The sequence below is a fragment of the Microbacterium xylanilyticum genome (genome assembly GCF_054654695.1).
Genome location: NZ_BAAIEN010000002.1, coordinates 2,239,066 through 2,256,662, shown reverse-complemented (window position 1 = coordinate 2,256,662; position 17,597 = coordinate 2,239,066). Strand labels below are relative to the sequence as shown.

Below are 17,597 nucleotides of genomic sequence, written 5' to 3'. Positions count from 1 at the left end.
AGGCTAGCCGTTCCGCGGCGTGGGGAGGGGAGCCGGACTCCGCGATCAGTGCAGCGCGCTCGTCTCGATGATCTCGCGCAGCACGCTCTCGTCGTTGGCGATCTCCGTCACGCGCTGCGGCGCGGCGAGCAGCGCCTTCAGCTCGTCCGACAGCGGCAGCTCGATTCCGAGAGCCTCGGTGATCGTCTCGCCGAACTTCTCGGGCTTGGCGGTCTCCAGCACGAGCATCGGAACGCCGTCCTCGAGGAACTCCTCGGCGACCTTCACCCCGTCCGCCGTGTGCGGGTCGATGATCGTGCCGCTGCGCTCGTGCACGGCGCGGATCGTGGCCAGGCGGTCGGCGTGGGTGCTGGTGCCGCTCACGATCCCGAACTCGCTCGCGAAGCGAGGAAGGTCGGCGGTGAAGTCGAAGGCTCCGGTCAGGGTGAGCTGGTCCCAGGCGGCGACGACGCGCTGCGGGTCCCGCCCGACGAGATCGTAGATGAACCGCTCGAGGTTGGACGCCTTCGAGATGTCCATCGAGGGGCTCGAGGTGGCGAGGGTCTGCGCGGCACTGCGCGGGCGGTACACGCCTGTGCGGAAGAACTCATCGAGCACGTTGTTCTCGTTGGCGGCGAGCACCAGGCGGCGGATCGGCAGACCCATCCCGCGCGCGAAGAAGCCGGAGAGGATGTTGCCGAAGTTCCCCGACGGCACCGCGAACGAGACCTCGAAGCCGTCCCGCTCGGCCGGGGCGAGGGCGTCCGTCGCGCGCAACCAGGCCCAGAAGTAGTAGACGACCTGCGCCGTGATGCGGGCGAGGTTGATGGAGTTGACGGCGCCGAGATGCTGCGCGCGCTTGAACTCGAGGTCCCCGGCGAGATCCTTGACCAGGTTCTGGCAGTCGTCGAAGACGCCGTCGACCGCGATGTTGTGCACGTTCGCGTCCTGGAGCGAGTACATCTGCGCGCGCTGGAACGCGCTCATCCGCCCCTGCGGGGAGAGCATGAACACGCTGATGCGCTCCTTGCCGTGGAGGGCGTGCTCGGCGGCCGAGCCGGTGTCGCCCGACGTGGCGCCGACGATGTTCAGCACGCCGCCCGTGCGCTCCAGGGCGTACTCGAGCGCCTGTCCGAGGAACTGCATCGCCATGTCCTTGAACGCGAGCGTCGGGCCTTCCGACAGGCCCACGAGGGTGATGCCGCCGCCGATCGGGGTGAGCGGCACCGCCGACGAGAAGACGTCGGGGGAGTAGGCCGCCGCGCACAGTGCTGCGAGGTCGCCGCGCGGGATGTCGGTGGCGAACTGCCCCAGCACCTCGGTGGCGAGCTCCGCATAGCCGAGACCCCGCCATGACTCGAGCGTCGCCGCGTCGACCTGCGGCAGACGCTCGGGCACGAGCAGGCCGCCGTCGACGGCCAGCCCCTCCAGAAGGGCCTCGCTGTAGGTCTTCGGCTCCCCGCCGCCGCGGGTGGAGATGTACTGCAAGAGGTGCTCCTCGAAGGTCGGCGTCTCGGATCCTCGCTCGATGACGTGCGGATCCGCGTCCCTCGATTCTCGCAGGTTCTGCTGAGCTGCCTCGGCCGGATGACGCATCCGCGGTCCGGTCGCGCCGCCGTGCTAGCATGGCGACATGCGCGCAGGCGGTCTGCTCCTTCTTAGCTGCCGCGACGAGTCCCGTATCTGAGGGCCCCACTCGTCGCGGTGTTCGTGTTGGCCCGCTCCCACACCTGAAGCGACGAGAAGAGCACCCCTCATGAAGAACAACCAGCGCCCCACCACGATGCCGGTCCACAAGTACCGGCCGTTCCACGAGCAGATCCAGGTCGATCTGCCCGACCGCACCTGGCCGTCGAAGCGGATCACCGAGGCGCCGCGCTGGTGCGCGGTCGACCTGCGCGACGGCAACCAGGCGCTCATCGACCCGATGTCCCCCGAGCGCAAGCGCGTGATGTTCGAGCTGCTGGTCAGCATGGGCTACAAGGAGATCGAGGTCGGCTTCCCGTCGGCCAGCCAGACCGACTTCGACTTCGTGCGTCAGCTCATCGACGAGGATCTGATCCCCGACGACGTCACGATCCAGGTGCTGACCCAGTGCCGCGAGCACCTCATCGAGCGCACCTACGAGGCGATCGCCGGTGCGAAGCAGGCCATCGTGCACTTCTACAACTCGACGAGCGTCCTGCAGCGCGAGGTGGTCTTCCGCTCCGATCGCGAGGGCGTGAAGCAGATCGCCCTGGAAGGCGCCCGCTTGTGCCGCGAGTTCGAGAAGCGGATCCCCGACACCGAGGTCTACTACGAGTACTCGCCCGAGAGCTACACCGGCACCGAACTGGAGTACGCCGTCGAGGTGTGCAACGCGGTGCTGGAGGTGCTCGAGCCGACCCCCGGCCGCAAGGTGATCATCAACCTGCCTGCCACGGTGGAGATGGCGACGCCGAACGTCTACGCCGACTCGATCGAGTGGATGAGCCGGCACCTGAACCACCGTGAGAACGTCATCCTGTCGCTGCACCCGCACAACGACCGCGGCACCGCGATCGCGGCCGCCGAGCTCGGCTACATGGCCGGCGCCGACCGCATCGAGGGCTGCCTGTTCGGCAACGGAGAGCGCACCGGCAACGTCGATCTCGTCGCGCTCGGCATCAACCTGTTCACGCAGGGCATCGACCCGCAGATCGACTTCAGCGACATCGACCAGGTCAAGCGCACCGTCGAGTACTGCAACCAGCTGCCGGTGCCCGAGCGCAGCCCCTGGGCCGGCGATCTGGTGTTCACCGCGTTCAGCGGCTCTCATCAGGACGCGATCAAGAAGGGCTTCGAGGCGATGGCCGCGAAGGCCGAGGCGCAGGGCGTCTCGGTCGACGACATCGAGTGGGGAGTCCCGTACCTGCCCGTCGACCCGAAGGATCTGGGCCGCTCCTACGAGGCGGTCATCCGGGTCAACTCGCAGTCCGGCAAGGGCGGCGTCGCCTACCTGCTGAAGACCGACCACGCCCTCGACCTGCCGCGCAAGCTGCAGATCGAGTTCTCCGGCGTCGTGCAAGCGAAGACCGACGCGGAGGGCGGCGAGGTCACCAGCGAGCAGATCTGGGAGATCTTCACCGACGAGTACCTGCCCGCGTCCGCCGCCGACGCGAAGTGGGGACGATTCGAGCTGCTCGGCACCCGCACCAACAGCGACATGTCCGGCGAGGTCACCCTCGATGTCGTGCTTCGCGACGACGAGGAGCGCGTCGAGGCGCAGGGCCGGGGCAACGGGCCGGTCGCGGCGTTCATCGAGGTGCTGCGTGCGCGCGGCTTCGACATCTCGCTCTACGACTACGTCGAGCACACGCTGTCAACCGGTGGCGACGCCCAGGCGGCGGCCTACGTCGAGCTGCAGGTCGGCGACCAGCGGCTGTGGGGCGTCGGCATCGACGGCGACATCTCGACGGCGTCGCTCAAGGCGATCGTCTCCTGCGTGAACCGGTCCATCCGGGCGCGCCAGGCCGAGCTCGTGGAGGCCTGAGCGCCCGCTCCTGAACGTCTCCGCGCCGCCACCCTGTGCGCGGAGCCCCCGTCTGCGGCGCATCCGTCCGCATGACCGCGACTGCTCCCCGATGCCGGCCGAACCGCCGTGCTCGGGGAGCAGCCGTGTCTTCCCGCATTTCCCGCGCACAGGAAGGCGGGACGGCGGAGACGACGTGGAGCTCGTCGACGGCGTCCTCAGGGACGCGGTTGAGGCTTGATGATGGGGACGATCCCGGTCTCGGCGGCCACCTTGCGGCGGTAGAGCCGGCGCTGCTCGGGCAAGGAGACATCGAACATGACCGCGAGGACGCGGATGATCGTGGTGAGCACGATGCCGATGATGGCCGCGAGGGTGATCGACACGCCGAAGGCGTGTGCGGCGGCGATGAACGTGCAGCCGGCGCCTGCGGCGACGGCGTAGAGGGACCCGACGTGCATGATCGCCGTCGGCAGGCCCATGAGCATGTCGCGCAGCACGCCGCCGCCGACCGCGGCGCAGACGCCGATGAACACCGCCGGCACGGGCGGCACGCCGAAGCCGATGGCCTTGCTGGTGCCGAACGCGCCGAACATGCCGATCACGACGGCGTCGAGGAACACGATCACCTTGTTCAGGCGGTTGAACAGCCCCGCGAGGAGCATGCCGAGCAGGGCGGCTCCGGTGGCGGTGAGCAGATACCAGTTGCTCTGCAGCGAAGCGGGGGAGAGGCCCAGCAGGATGTCTCGGATGAGACCGCCGCCCATGCCGATCATGATCCCGATGATCGCGACGCCCAGCCAATCGAGCCGGCGCTGCCCCTGGAAGCCGCTGGCGAACATGGCGCCCTGCACGCCGCCCAGGCCCACGCCCAGAAGATCGGCCCACAACGGGATGGTGAAGGTCGGTTCGGTCACAGCTCCATTGTCCTCGGGAGTGGGATGATCGAGGAATGCCCAACTACCGAGACGAAGCGGTGATCCTGCGCACCCACAAGCTCGGCGAGGCGGACCGGATCGTCACGATGCTCTCGCGCACGCACGGCAAGGTCCGGGCCGTGGCGAAGGGGGTGCGCCGCACCTCGTCGAAGTTCGGTTCACGCCTCGAGCCGTTCATGGTGGCGGACGTGCAGCTGTACCAGGGGCGTTCGCTCGACATCGTGCAGCAGGCGGAGTCGCTGGGCTCCTACGGCGCCGACATCGCGCTGCACTACGACCGGTACACGGCCGCCAACGCGATGGTGGAGACCGCCGACCGGCTCAACGATGCCGAGGCCACGCCCGAGCAGTACCTGCTGCTCGTCGGCGGGCTGCGGGCGCTGGCCCGGGGCGAGCACGCGGCGCGCAGCATCCTGGACTCGTACCTGCTGCGCGTGATGGCGCTGTCCGGCTGGGCGCCGTCGTTCACCGACTGCGCCCGCTGCGCGAAGCCCGGCGCGCACACCGTCTTCGTCGCGCAGATGGGCGGCATCGTCTGCGACGACTGCGCCCCGGTCGGCAGCCCGCGCCTGCCCGCGTCCGCGTTCGAGGTGCTCCGCGCTCTCCTCGCGGGGGACTGGGAGCGCGTCGACTCGGCTCCTGATCGCGACGCCGCCGCGGCCTCCGGCGTCATCGCCGCCTACGCCCAGTGGCATCTCGAGCGGGGGATCCGCTCGCTCTCGCTCGTGGAAGGAAACCGTTGAGCCCCAAGCCGTACACCCACAAGGACGCGGTGCCCTACCGTCCGCTCGACTGGACCGGCGCGCAGCCGCCGGCGTTCCCCGCGGTGCCGAACCACGTCGCCATCGTCATGGACGGCAACGGACGCTGGGCGAATCGCCGCGGTCTGAACCGCATCGAGGGACACAAGGCGGGCGAGGAGGTGCTGCTCGACGTCGTCGCCGGCGCCATCCAGGCGGGCGTCAAGCATCTCAGCGTCTACGCGTTCTCCACCGAGAACTGGGCACGCTCGCCCGAAGAGGTGCGCTTCCTCATGGGGTACAACCGCGACGTGCTGCACCGCCGCCGCGACCAGCTCAACGAGTGGGGCGTGCGGATCCGCTGGGCCGGGCGCAAGCCGCGGCTGTGGGGATCCGTCATCAAGGAGCTGCAGTACGCCGAGCAGCTCACCCGCGACAACGACACGCTCACGCTGACGATGTGCATCAACTACGGCGGCCGGGTCGAGCTCGTCGACGCGATGCGCGCGATCGCCGAGGACGTGAAGGCAGGACGGACGCGCCCGGGAGCGATCACCGAGAAGTTGATCCGCCGGCACCTGTACATCCCGGATATGCCCGATGTGGATCTGTTCCTGCGCAGTTCGGGGGAGCAGCGCACCTCGAACTTCCTGCTCTGGCAGTCGGCCTATGCGGAGATGGTGTTCCTGGACACGCTGTGGCCGGACTTCTCCCGTGAAGAGCTGTGGCGCGCGATCGGGATCTACCTGTCGCGCGATCGGCGCTTCGGCGGCGCCGTGGACACGCCCGACGCCCTCGACGAGGCCTGACCCGGGCGGGTCGTCTGCCGTAGGTGTGATCCCAGGGCCGCCCGATCCCAAACGATGCGCACCCCGCCCTGCCTGACGTCAGCCTCCACGAGGCGCGTTCAGGCGGCGGGGCGGAATCGTTTCGGCGGCGGATCGACGTCACCCCAGGCATAGCGGAGTGGAAGCCGCGGGTGCAGCACGGTCTGCCCACCACCTCGATCGTGCAGCACGAACTCGTCCGTCCTGTGCCGGGTGATCCGCCACCCGCCGTGATGCAGTTGCATGTGATGGAACCGGCAGAGCAGGATCCCGCGGTCGATGTCGGTGCGCCCGTCGTCGCGGGCCCATTCATCGATGTGATGCGCTTCGCAGTACGAAGCGGGCCGGTCGCAGCCGTTCCATCGACACCCGCCGTCGCGGATCGCGAGGCCGATCCGCTGCCTCGGGGTGAACAGCCGGGATTCGCGCCCGACGTCGAGCGGATTCCCGCACGAGTCGACCGTCACCGGCACGGATCCGGCCTCGCAGATCCGCCGTTCGGCCACCGCCGCGGGCAGCGCTGTCAGCCCGTCCTCCGTCCTCGCCACGGGAGCGAGCACGCCCTGCCCGTCGACCGTCTGCACCAGCCGCACTCCGGCCTGCCGCGTGCCGAACACAGCTTCCGGTTCAGCGAACGCACCGGCGCGGAGCAGATCCAGCAGCAGGTCGTAGGAGAGCTGGTCGTTCGTTCGGGGATCGGCGACCAGATCGGCGGCCCGGGCGTTCTCGTCTGCATCGACGAATCGCGGGCCACCGCGCCGAGGACGGAGCGCAGCGAACCGCTGTGCGAGCCCGGCATGTCCGGCCGCTCGCGATGACCGTGACGCGATCACTCCGGCGCTGAGCCCCTCGATCTGCTCGACGAGCCGCCTCATCTCGCCGGCCTCACGACGAACCGCGACGATGTCCGTGTCGTTCAATGACACGATCGCGGCGGTTGTCTCGGAAGCGCTCGCGCCCGCGCGGATCCGCCCTGCCAGGGTCGGGATCTGTGCTGCGATCGCTTCCAATGTCGTCATGGCCCGATTCTCCTCCGGGCCACCGACATTCGAATGCCCAGATCAGCTGTCGAATCCAGTCTGTGGAATCTTGCATCGCGGATCCGCTTGTGGAGGACGATCCACTCGTCCTCGCGGGCGATTCACGTCTGGCCGGACGGGGCGCGAGCAGGAGCGATCGCCCCGGATCCGGTAGACTGGCTCGTGCGAAGGGGAGTATTCCGACTTCACGCGATCGTCATCACGAGGCCCGCCGGCGGGCCTCCGGGAGCGTGACCGCCATCGGCGGGGAAGAGACTTTCGGCCTTTGACCGACCCCTTCCGAAAGGCCCCCGTGGACGTTCCCGTCTGGTTCGAAGCCGTCTCCCTCGTCGTCCTGCTGCTGGTCCTGATCGGCGACCTGCTGATCGTGCGCTGGCGCCCGCACATCCCCTCCACGAAGGAGTCCACCCTCTGGGTGGTGTTCTACGTCGCGCTCGCCCTCGGGTTCGCGGGGCTCCTGCTCGCGGTCGCGGGCGGACAGCACGCGGGGGAGTTCCTCACCGGGTGGGCGCTCGAGTACAGCCTCTCGATCGACAACCTCTTCGTGTTCGTGCTGATCATGGCCCAGTTCTCAGTGCCGCGGAAGCTGCAGCAGGAGGTGCTGATGGTGGGCATCATCATCGCCCTGGTGCTGCGCGGCATCTTCATTCTGCTCGGCGTCACGATCATCGAGAACTTCGCACCGGTGTTCTACCTCTTCGGCGCGTTCCTCATCTGGACGGCCATCCGCCAGGCGATGCCGGAGAAGGAGCAGGAGGACGAGACCGCCGCGAAGGAGAGCTTCGCCGTGCGCCTGGTGCGCCGCATCGTGCCGGTCAGCGACACCTTCGACGGTCCGAAGCTGCGCACCCTGGTCGACGGCAAGCGCGTCTGGACGCCGATGATCATCGTGTTCGTCACGATCGGCGTCACGGATCTGATGTTCGCGATCGATTCGATCCCGGCGATCTTCAGCATCACGCAGAACAGCTTCCTCGTGTTCACGGCGAACATCTTCGCCCTGATGGGCCTGCGCCAGCTGTACTTCCTGCTGGGAAACCTGCTCGACCGGCTGCGCTACCTGCACTACGGCATCGCCGTGATCCTCGCCTTCATCGGCGTCAAGCTCGTGTTGCACGCGATGCACGAGAACACGGTTCCGTTCATCAACGGCGGCCAGCCCATCGAGTGGGCCCCCGACGTGCCGATCTGGCTGTCGCTCACCGTGATCGTCGTCGCGATGCTCGGCGCGACCGGTGCGAGCCTCATCGCCTCCGGCCGGGAGAAGCGCCAGGAGCGGCAGGCCGTGGCCTCCGAGTGACCGGTTCTCCGCGCGTCCGCAAGACGCGCGGAGAACCGGTACTCAGAAAGCGCGCAGGTTGGCCTGGAGCCCGCCGTCGGCGTATTCACGGCGCAGGATCCCGCGACGGCGCAGCACCGGCACCAGCTCGTCCAGAGTGCGGTGCAGGGTCACCGGGTGGAAGTCGCCCCACAACAGGACGCCGTCGTTGCCCCAGTCGCCGAGCTCCTCGACGAGGTCCGCGAACTCCTCCGCAGTGCCGACGAAGCCGGAACGATCCGAGATGCGGCCGGCCCGCGCCAGAGCGCTGAGGTGAGCGCGCAGCGGCGCGTCCTCGCCGCGGTCGCCGATCAGGCGCTGGATGCTCCCGCGCGACACGTGCGGACCGAAGCCCGAGAGGTCGATCGGCTGGTCCAGGTCGAGGGCGGTGAGGTCGGTCTCCAGGTCGCTGGACTGCTTGCGGGCGATCTGCACCAGCGCCGCGTCGTCGGGATGCGCCGAGGCGGCGACGATCCGGTCCGCCTCCTCGGCCGACGATGTGATGACCGGCTGGATGGCGAAGAGGATCTTGATGTCGGACGGGCGGCGGCCGACTGCGAGAGCGGCGTCGTGGATCTTCGCACGGTACGCGCGCACGGATGCCTCATGGAGCGGTGCGAGAGCGAGCTGCACGTCCGAGTTCGCGCCGGCGAAGCCGAGACCGCGTCCCGAACCGCCGGGGGACACGATGGCGGGCTCCCCGTTCGGGAGCGGGAGGGCGTTCAGCGGCCGTCGAAGGCGTAGTACTCGCCGCGGTGGCGGACCGGGCTCATCCGCGACCCGTCGGCGTACACCCCGGTGCTGCGGTCGGCGACGAGCGCCTCCGGCTCCCAGCTGCCCCAGAGCGAACGGATCCCGTCGAGCCATTCCTCGGCCCGGTCGTACGCCTCGTCGTGCCCGAGCTGGGCGGCGTCGGAGAAGTGGCGCGCGCTGCCCGTGTCCGTCACGACGTTGAGGCCGAGCCGGTGACCGCTCAGGTGCTGCAGCGTGGCGAACTGGCGTGCCGCGGTGTAAGGAAGGTACGCCGCCGGATTGACCGTCGGCACGACGCCGAGGTGCGTCGTCGCCTGGAACAGATACGGGGCGAGCAGGAGCGGATCGTGCTTGGGGCCGCCGAAGGCGTGGCGCACCCGCAGATCGATGGTCTCCGCCGAGCCGAGCGAGGGCGCGTCCTCGATGATGACCAGGTCGAACCCGGCCTGCTCGAGCGTGCGGGCGGCTTCCTGATAGATCTCCGGGCGGGTCCAGTCGTAGTCCCAATCCAGCGAGGGATAGCCCCAGCCCTGCGGCCCGAAGCCGCGCGCGAGGAACCAGCCGAAGTGCTGCTGCGCGGTCATCGGACGGCCTCCCGCACCGGCGTCAGGACCTGGGCGAGATCCTCGATGAGGTCATCCACGTCCTCGATGCCGATCGACAGGCGCACCGTGCCGGGGCGGATGCCGAGGCGCTCGCGCTCCTCGGCCGTGCGCAGCACGTGGCTCGTGGATCCGGGATGCAGCACAAGAGAGCGCACGTCGCCGATGTGGGTCATGTGCGTGAAGACCCGCACCCCCTCCACGAACGCTTTGGCGGCCGCGAGCCCTCCGCGCAGCGTGACGGTGAAGATCGAGCCGAAGCCGCCGTGCAGGTAGCGCACCGCGGTGTCGTGATCCGGGTGCGACGGCAGGCCGGCGTAGTCCACGCTCTCCACCGCGTCGTGCTCAGCGAGCCAGCGCGCCACGGCGAGCGCGTTGCGGGACTGCCGCTCCACGCGCAGCCCGAGTGTCTCCGCACCCTGGCCGATCAGGAACGCGTTCAGCGGTGAGGGCGAGGCGCCGAACCGCGGAGCGACGGCCTCCCTCGCGTACGCGATCCGCGCGAGCCCGCCGTGCCGTGCGGCGACGGCGGCGGTGCCGCCGCGACCGGGCAGCACCAGGTGCGGCGCGTTGTGTCCGGTTCTGGCGGGGTCGAAGCGTCCGTCGTCGACGATGACGCCGCCGAGCACCGACCCGTGGCCGGCGAGGAACTTCGACGCGGAGTGCACGACGATCGACGCGCCGTGCTCGAGCGGGCGGAGCAGGAACGGCGTCGCCAGTGTGTTGTCGACGATGAGCGGGATCGCCGCCGCATCCGCCACCGCGGCGACCGCCGACACGTCGAGGACGTCGTTGCGGGCGTTGGCGATCGATTCCGCGAAAAGCGCCCTCGTGGAGGGGCGGATCGCGGATCTCCACGCCTCGGGATCCGCGATGTCGTCGACGAACGTGGTCTCGATCCCGAGCCGTGCGAGGTTGTCGAGCAGGAGTCCGCGGCTGCCTTCGTAGATGTGCTCGGAGGCGACGATGTGGTCGCCCGCGTCGGCCACGGAGAGCAGCGCTGTCGCCACCGCGGCCTGCCCGCTGGCCACCAGCAGCCCATCGGCACCGGATTCGAGTGCGGCGAGCTGGCGTTCCACGGCTCGAACCGTGGGGTTGCCGGTGCGGCTGTAGCCGTATCCGTCTCCGCTGCCGAAGTGGCCGGCGGCGTGATCGAAGTCGTCGAACTCGAACCCGGCCGTGAGGTAGATCGGCGTCGCGCGTGAGGGTGCGGAGGGGCGGATCCTTGCAGCGTGCACCGCCTTGGTGGCGAAGCGGGCGGTCTCGACGGACATGCGGCAACCTCTCGGCGGATCGTGGACGTTCAGCGTGACACCATGCAGCGGCGGAGCCGGCACCCGGGGTAATGCGCCGTCATGAGGGATCCTGAATCCGGGTCCGACGAGCAGGAGGGTGGGTGGGAAACACCCACCCTGGCCGGAGGTAAACTCGTGCGCATGCAGGCGGTGCTTCTCCTTAGCGGCCGCGGCGAGACCTCGATCTAGGCCTCTCTCGCCGCGGTGTCTCGCGTGGGCCGCACCCTTGACCCTCTGGAGAAGCACATGAACGACGCATCCCGACCCCGCACCCTGGCCGAGAAGGTCTGGGACGACCACCTCGTGGTGAAGGGCGAGAACGGCGAGCCCGATCTCATCTACATCGACCTGCACCTCGTGCACGAGGTCACCAGCCCACAGGCGTTCGACGGCCTGCGTGCCGAGGGCCGCCCGCTGCGCCGGCTCGACCTGACCATCGCCACGGAGGACCACAACACCCCGACGCTGGCGATCGACAAGCCCATCGCCGACCTCACCAGCCGCACCCAGATCGAGACGCTGCGCCGCAACGCGGAGGAGTTCGGCGTGCGGCTGCACTCGCTGGGCGACGCCGAGCAGGGCATCGTGCACGTCGTCGGCCCTCAGCTGGGCCTGACGATGCCGGGCATCACGGTGGTCTGCGGCGACTCGCACACCTCCACCCACGGCGCATTCGGCGCGATGGCATTCGGCATCGGCACGAGCGAGGTCGAGCACGTCATGGCCACCCAGACGCTGCCGCTCAAGCCGTTCAAGACGATGGCGATCAACGTCGAGGGCACGCTGAAGCCCGGCGTGACCGCGAAGGACATCATCCTCGCGGTGATCGCCAAGATCGGCACCGGCGGCGGTCAGGGCTACGTGCTCGAGTACCGCGGCAGCGCGATCCGCGCCCTCTCCATGGAGGGCCGCATGACGATCTGCAACATGTCGATCGAGGCGGGTGCCCGTGCGGGCATGGTCGCCCCCGACGAGACGACCTTCGCGTACGTGCAGGGCAAGCCGCACGCGCCGCAGGGCCAGGACTGGGAGGACGCGGTCGCCTACTGGAAGACCCTCCCCACCGACGAGGGCGCGACCTTCGATGCCGAGGTGTTCATCGACGCCGACGAGCTGGAGCCGTTCGTCACCTGGGGCACCAACCCGGGCCAGGGCAGCTCGCTGTCGTCCGCGGTGCCGGATCCGGCCGACATCGCCGACCCGAACGAGCGCAGCGCCGCCGAGCGGGCTCTGGAGTACATGGATCTGAAGCCGGGCACGCCCCTCAAGGAGGTGAAGGTCGACGCGGTCTTCATGGGCTCCTGCACCAACAGCCGGATCGAGGATCTCCGCGCCTTCGCATCCGTCATCAAGGGCAAGAAGAAGGCAGACGGCGTGCGCGTCATGGTCGTCCCCGGGTCCGCCCGGGTGCGCCTGGAGGCCGAGGCGGAGGGCCTGGACAAGGTCTTCACCGACTTCGGCGCCGAGTGGCGCTTCGCGGGGTGCTCGATGTGCCTGGGCATGAACCCCGACCAGCTGGCGCCCGGGGAGCGGTGCGCCTCGACCTCGAACCGCAACTTCGAGGGCCGGCAGGGCAAGGGCGGTCGCACGCACCTGGTCTCGCCGCTCGTCGCCGCGGCGACCGCCGTGCGCGGCACCCTGTCCAGCCCGAGCGATCTCGCCGAGAACGAGCAGGAGAGCAACTGATGGAGAAGTTCACCACCCACACCGGCGTCGCGGCTCCCCTGAAGCGCTCCAACGTCGACACGGATCAGATCATCCCCGCGGTGTTCCTGAAGCGGGTCACCAAGACCGGCTTCGACGACGCGCTGTTCCACGCCTGGCGGCAGGACCCGGCGTTCGTGCTGAACCAGCCCGCGTTCCAGGGCGCCTCGGTGCTCGTCGCCGGGCCCGACTTCGGCACCGGATCCAGCCGCGAACACGCCGTCTGGGCGCTGCGCGACTACGGGTTCAAGGTCGTGCTGAGCCCGCGGTTCGCGGACATCTTCCGCGGCAACTCCGGCAAGCAGGGCCTCCTCGCCGCAACGGTCGACGAGAGCGACATCGAGCGGATCTGGGCCCTGATCGACGAGGAGCCCGGCCGCCAGATCACGGTCGACCTCGAGGCGCGCACCGCCACGATCGGCGACTTCCAGACCTCCATCGGGATCGACGATTACACTAGATGGCGGCTCCTCGAAGGGCTCGATGACATCGGGCTCACCCTGCGCAACGAAGATAAGATCGCGCAGTTCGAGGCCCGCCGCGAGTCGTGGCGGCCACGTACGCTTCCTGTTCGCTGAATCGGACGCGGCCGTGGGCCGAGGGCTCCCGCCCGACGGCTCCGGCCGCGCCCGTTCCACAAGAAGAGGCCCTGAATGACGACACCGCTGCACGACACCACGCTCGCTCCGAAGCCTTCGGGCGATGTCCTGGCAATCCGCGGCGGACGTCCACTGCACGGCCGGGTGGACGTCAAGGGGGCGAAGAACCTCGCCACCAAGGCGATGGTCGCCACCCTCCTGGGCGAGACCGCGAGCACGCTGCGCGACGTCCCGGACCTCTCCGACGTCGCCGTGGTGCGCTCCCTGCTCGAGGTGCACGGCGTGCGGGTCACCGAGGGCGACGAGCCCGGTGCCCTGGTGTTCGACCCGAGCGACGTGGAGTCGGCGCACTTCGAGGAGATCGACGCGCACGCCGGTTCGTCCCGGATCCCGATCCTGTTCTGCGGGCCGCTGCTGCACCGTCTGGGCCAGGCCTTCATCCCCGACCTCGGCGGGTGCCGCATCGGCGACCGCCCCATCGACTTCCACCTCGACGCCCTCCGCAAGTTCGGCGCGATCGTGGAGAAGCTGCCCAGCGGCATCCGCCTCTCCGCGCCGAACGGCCTGAAGGGCGCCAACATCCACCTGCCGTACCCGAGCGTGGGCGCGACCGAGCAGGTGCTGCTCACGGCGGTGCGTGCGAACGGCACGACCGAGCTGCGCAACGCGGCCATCGAGCCCGAGATCATGGATCTCATCGCGGTGCTGCAGAAGATGGGCGCGATCATCTCCTACGAGCCGAACCGCGTCATCCTCATCGAGGGCGTGCCGACGCTGCGCGGGTACGACCACCGGTCGATCTTCGACCGCAACGAGGCCGCCTCCTGGGCCTGCGCGGCGCTCGCGACCGACGGCGAGATCTTCGTCGGCGGCGCGAAGCAGCAGGAGATGCTGACCTTCCTCAACGTGTTCCGCAAGGCCGGCGGCTGGTTCGACGTGCACGAGGACGGGATCCTGTTCCGCCGCGACGGCGAGCTCAAGCCGGTGATCGTCGAGACCGATGTCCACCCCGGGTTTATGACCGACTGGCAGCAGCCGCTCGTGGTCGCCCTCACCCAGGCGCACGGCCGTTCCGTCGTGCACGAGACCGTGTACGAGAACCGGATGGGCTTCACCCAGGCGCTCGTGAAGATGGGCGCCGACATCGTCGTGCACCCGCACGGACTGCAGGACGGCCCTCGTCGCGTCCCCCGCCGCGACCTGGAGCAGGCCGCCGTGATCACCGGACCCACGCCGCTGCACGGCGCCGACATCGTGGTGCCCGACCTGCGCGGCGGCTACAGCCACGTGATCGCGGCCCTCACGGCGACTGGCGAGTCGCGGGTCTCCGGCGTCGACATCCTCAGCCGCGGGTACGAGAAGTTCCTCGACAAGCTCACCGCGCTCGGTGCCGATTTCGACGTGATCGGCTGACCGCCGTGCGCGCGTCGGCCGAGAAGACCCGCCCGAGCCTGTTCTGGCTGTTGGCGGTGTTCGTCGTCCCGTTCGTGTCGTACACCGCGAGGATCCGGTTCGTCGGATCCCGCACGCTGCCGCGCGATGGAGCGTTCGTGCTCGCGCCGAACCACTACTCCGAGTTCGATCCGCTGATCGTCGCCGTCGCCGTGTGGAAGCAGGGCCGGGCGCCCCGCTTCATGGCGAAGGAGAGCCTCTTCCGCGTTCCCGTGCTGGGCTGGGCGCTGCGCCGCACGGGCATGATCCCGGTCGCGCGCGCCGCCTCGCTCGCCGCCGCGAAGCAGACGCTCGCCCAGTCCAAGGAGCTCGTCGAGCACGGCCGCGGCGTCATCGTCTACCCCGAGGGCACCCTCACGCGCGACCCGGACCTGTGGCCCATGCGCGGCAAGTCCGGCGCGGTGCGGCTCGCGCTGGCCGGCGACATCCCGCTCATCCCGATGGTGCACTGGGGCACGCAGGAGATCATGGGCCGGTACCAGAAGGGCCTCAGCCTGTGGCCGCCGCGCAAGAAGGTCCAGGTGCTCATCGGGGATCCGGTGGACCTGTCCGATCTCAAGGCGCGGAAGGGCTCCCACTCCGCGATGGTGGAGGCGACGGACCGCCTCATGGCCGCGATGACCGCCCTCCTCGAGGAGGTCCGCGGCGAGAAGGCCCCCGCCGAGCGCTGGAACCCCGCCGAGCACGGCCAGAAGGAGACGGGCCGCCTTGACTCCTAGGAACGTGCATCCGCGCACCGCATCGGTCCCGCTCGGCCCGCGCGTCACGGTGATCGGCGCGGGCAGCTGGGGCACGACGTTCGGCAAGATCCTCGCCGACGGCGGCGCGCAGGTGACCATGTGGGCGCGCCGGCAGGAGCTCGCCCACGAGATCGCCGAGGCCAAGCGCAATTCCCAGTACCTCTCCGGCATCAACCTGCCGCGCAACATGACCGCCACGCACCACCTGGCCGAGGCCGTGCGCGGCGCCGAGCAGGTGTACCTGTCGGTTCCCAGCCAGACGCTGCGCGAGAACCTCACCGCCCTGCGTCCGCTGCTGCAGGACTCGGACATCCCCGTGGTCAGCCTCATGAAGGGCGTCGAGAAGAGCACGGGCCTGCGGATGAGCCAGGTGATCGAGCAGGAGCTCCGCTGCGATCCCGACCGGATCGCGGTCGCCAGCGGCCCCAACCTGGCCCTCGAGATCGCGCGCGAGCAGCCGACGGCCGCCGTCATCGCGTCCAACAGCCAGGAGACCGCCGACATCGTGGCGCGCACGGCGCGCAACCGCTACTTCCGCAGCTTCGTGAACACCGACGTGATCGGCACGGAGTTCGGCGGCGTGCTGAAGAACCTCATCGCCGTCGCCATCGGCATCGTCGACGGCGTCGGCTACGGCGAGAACACCAAGGCGTCGATCATCACGCGCGGGCTCGTCGAGATGACGGACTTCGCCGTGGCGAACGGCGCGCAGCCCGGGACCCTGCAGGGGCTCGCGGGCCTCGGCGACCTGATCGCGACGTGCCAGTCGCCGCTCAGCCGCAACAACACCGCCGGGCGTCTGCTCGGCCAGGGATACAGCTTTCAGGACGTGGTCAAGCAGATGCAGCAGACGGCCGAGGGACTCGCCTCCGTCGCCCCGGTGCTGCAGCTGGCCCGCGCCGCCGGCGTGGAGATGCCGATCGTCGAGCAGGTGAAGATGGTGCTGGACGGCGCCATGGATCCGCGCGACATCGCCCCCCATCTGACCACCGACGACGACACCCCTCAGGGGGAAGGGACGGGCAATGGACAAGCAGACGGTGGTGGTGCTCTTCGGCGGGCGCTCCAGCGAGCATTCGATCAGCTCCGCCACGGCGGGAGGGGTGCTGCGCGCCCTTGACCGGGAGCGCTACGACGTCATCCCCGTCGGCATCACCCGCGACGGCGCCTTCGTCCTCGAGGACGACGACCCCGACAAGTTCCCGCTCGACGCGGCGCACCTTCCCGAGGTGACCGACAACGGCACCCGGATCCAGTGGCCGGAGCCCGGTGGCGTCCGCACGCTGCGGGTGACCCGCTCCGACGGCGCGGTGGACGACCTCGGCGCGATCGACGTGGTGCTGCCGCTGCTGCACGGCCCGCACGGCGAGGACGGCACCCTGCAGGGGTACTTCGACACGCTCGAGGTGCCCTACGCCGGCGGCGGCGTGCTGGACTCCGCGCTGTGCATGGACAAGCACTTCATGAAGGTCGCGCTGCAGGCGGCCGGCATCGCCGTGGCCCCGTGGATCACGGTGCGCGCGCGGCAGTGGGCGCAGGACCCCGAGGGGGTGCGCGCCGCGGTCGCCGAGCTCGGACTGCCGCTGTTCGTGAAGCCCGCTCGTGCGGGCTCCAGCGTCGGCGTCTCGAAGGTCGCGGATCGGGCGGAGTTCGACGAGGCGATGCGGATCGCCCTCGCCGAGGACGACAAGGTGCTCGTGGAGACCGGCGTCGTCGGGCGCGAGATCGAGGTCGCGATCCTCGAGGGGACCGACGCGCCGCGCGCCTCGGTCCCTGGCGAGATCGTGCTGACCTCGCGCGGCTTCTACGACTTCGAGGGCAAGTACCTCGGCGGCGACGGGGTCGACGTGGTGTGCCCGGCCGACCTGACGGACGCGGAGATCTCCGCGATCCAGGACACCGGGATCCGGGCCTTCGAGGCGGTCGACGGACGGGGGCTGGCGCGCGTGGACATGTTCCTCACGGGCGACGGCTCGCTCGTCGTCAACGAGCTCAACACGATGCCCGGTTTCACCCCGATCTCGATGTTCCCGAAGTGCTGGATCGCCTCGGGACTGAGCTATCGCGACCTCATCACCGAGCTCGTCGAAGCCGGTCTGCGCCGCTGACGCTAGGCTATG

General features: G+C 69.5%; 14 protein-coding genes and 1 pseudogene. 10 read left to right on the top strand and 5 right to left on the bottom strand.

The window, feature by feature from the left end:
* Window positions 1–45 precede the first annotated feature (45 nt).
* Window positions 46–1,467 carry a threonine synthase gene (gene thrC / locus ACYQ1L_RS11460; protein WP_460004259.1) on the bottom strand — a complete coding sequence of 474 codons (1,422 nt, stop codon included), beginning with the start codon at window positions 1,465–1,467 and terminating at the stop codon, window positions 46–48.
* 268 nt (window positions 1,468–1,735) lie between these two features.
* Between thrC and leuA the strand changes: the two genes are divergently transcribed.
* The gene (gene leuA, locus ACYQ1L_RS11455) at window positions 1,736–3,490 is read left to right on the top strand and encodes a 2-isopropylmalate synthase (RefSeq protein ID WP_460004258.1); all 1,755 of its coding nucleotides are present in this window, start codon (window positions 1,736–1,738) and stop codon (window positions 3,488–3,490) included.
* A gap of 197 nt (window positions 3,491–3,687) precedes the next feature.
* Here leuA and ACYQ1L_RS11450 read toward each other — a convergent pair whose 3' ends face one another.
* A complete protein-coding gene (locus ACYQ1L_RS11450) occupies window positions 3,688–4,386 on the bottom strand; it encodes a trimeric intracellular cation channel family protein (protein ID WP_460004257.1) in 699 nt (232 codons plus the stop codon).
* Between the two features lie 35 nt (window positions 4,387–4,421).
* Between ACYQ1L_RS11450 and recO the strand changes: the two genes are divergently transcribed.
* Window positions 4,422–5,150, top strand: coding sequence for a DNA repair protein RecO (gene recO, locus ACYQ1L_RS11445; RefSeq protein WP_460004256.1), 729 nt, complete (start codon window positions 4,422–4,424; stop codon window positions 5,148–5,150).
* Window positions 5,147–5,956 carry an isoprenyl transferase gene (locus ACYQ1L_RS11440; RefSeq protein WP_460004255.1) on the top strand — a complete coding sequence of 270 codons (810 nt, stop codon included), beginning with the start codon at window positions 5,147–5,149 and terminating at the stop codon, window positions 5,954–5,956. Before recO ends, ACYQ1L_RS11440 begins: the two co-directional genes overlap by 4 nt.
* 98 nt (window positions 5,957–6,054) lie before the next feature.
* On the opposite strand, the gene ACYQ1L_RS11435 is transcribed toward ACYQ1L_RS11440, so the two are convergent.
* A complete protein-coding gene (locus ACYQ1L_RS11435; RefSeq protein ID WP_460004254.1) occupies window positions 6,055–6,993 on the bottom strand; it encodes an HNH endonuclease signature motif containing protein in 939 nt (312 codons plus the stop codon).
* Between the two features lie 313 nt (window positions 6,994–7,306).
* Here ACYQ1L_RS11435 and ACYQ1L_RS11430 point away from each other — a divergent pair, with 313 nt between their 5' ends.
* Window positions 7,307–8,314, top strand: coding sequence for a TerC/Alx family metal homeostasis membrane protein (locus tag ACYQ1L_RS11430; RefSeq protein WP_460004253.1), 1,008 nt, complete (start codon window positions 7,307–7,309; stop codon window positions 8,312–8,314).
* Between the two features lie 42 nt (window positions 8,315–8,356).
* On the opposite strand, the pseudogene ACYQ1L_RS11425 reads toward ACYQ1L_RS11430, so the two are convergent.
* Window positions 8,357–9,669: pseudogene (locus tag ACYQ1L_RS11425) on the bottom strand (LLM class flavin-dependent oxidoreductase).
* Window positions 9,666–10,961 (bottom strand): O-acetylhomoserine aminocarboxypropyltransferase/cysteine synthase family protein, encoded by a 1,296-nt coding sequence (locus ACYQ1L_RS11420; protein ID WP_460004252.1) that lies wholly within the window; start codon window positions 10,959–10,961, stop codon window positions 9,666–9,668. The pseudogene ACYQ1L_RS11425 and the gene ACYQ1L_RS11420 overlap by 4 nt, the downstream one beginning before the upstream one ends.
* A 267-nt stretch (window positions 10,962–11,228) precedes the next feature.
* On the opposite strand from ACYQ1L_RS11420, the gene leuC reads away from it, so the two are divergent.
* The 6 genes from leuC (at window position 11,229) to ACYQ1L_RS11390 (ending at window position 17,585) form a co-directional block, all read left to right on the top strand.
* Window positions 11,229–12,668, top strand: a complete 1,440-nt coding sequence (gene leuC / locus ACYQ1L_RS11415; protein ID WP_460004251.1) for a 3-isopropylmalate dehydratase large subunit — start codon at window positions 11,229–11,231, stop codon at window positions 12,666–12,668.
* On the top strand, window positions 12,668–13,264 hold the full coding sequence (gene leuD / locus ACYQ1L_RS11410) for a 3-isopropylmalate dehydratase small subunit (protein ID WP_460004250.1): 597 nt from the start codon (window positions 12,668–12,670) through the stop codon (window positions 13,262–13,264). Before leuC ends, leuD begins: the two co-directional genes overlap by 1 nt.
* A gap of 75 nt (window positions 13,265–13,339) precedes the next feature.
* Complete coding sequence (gene murA, locus ACYQ1L_RS11405) at window positions 13,340–14,698, top strand: UDP-N-acetylglucosamine 1-carboxyvinyltransferase (RefSeq protein ID WP_460004249.1); 1,359 nt, start codon at window positions 13,340–13,342, stop codon at window positions 14,696–14,698.
* Complete coding sequence (locus tag ACYQ1L_RS11400) at window positions 14,695–15,456, top strand: lysophospholipid acyltransferase family protein (RefSeq protein WP_460005809.1); 762 nt, start codon at window positions 14,695–14,697, stop codon at window positions 15,454–15,456. The genes murA and ACYQ1L_RS11400 overlap by 4 nt, the downstream gene beginning before the upstream one ends.
* Entirely contained in the window at window positions 15,446–16,597 is a 1,152-nt protein-coding gene (locus ACYQ1L_RS11395) for an NAD(P)H-dependent glycerol-3-phosphate dehydrogenase (RefSeq protein ID WP_460004248.1), read from the top strand. Before ACYQ1L_RS11400 ends, ACYQ1L_RS11395 begins: the two co-directional genes overlap by 11 nt.
* Entirely contained in the window at window positions 16,503–17,585 is a 1,083-nt protein-coding gene (locus ACYQ1L_RS11390) for a D-alanine--D-alanine ligase family protein (RefSeq protein ID WP_460004247.1), read from the top strand. Before ACYQ1L_RS11395 ends, ACYQ1L_RS11390 begins: the two co-directional genes overlap by 95 nt.
* Window positions 17,586–17,597 lie beyond the last annotated feature (12 nt).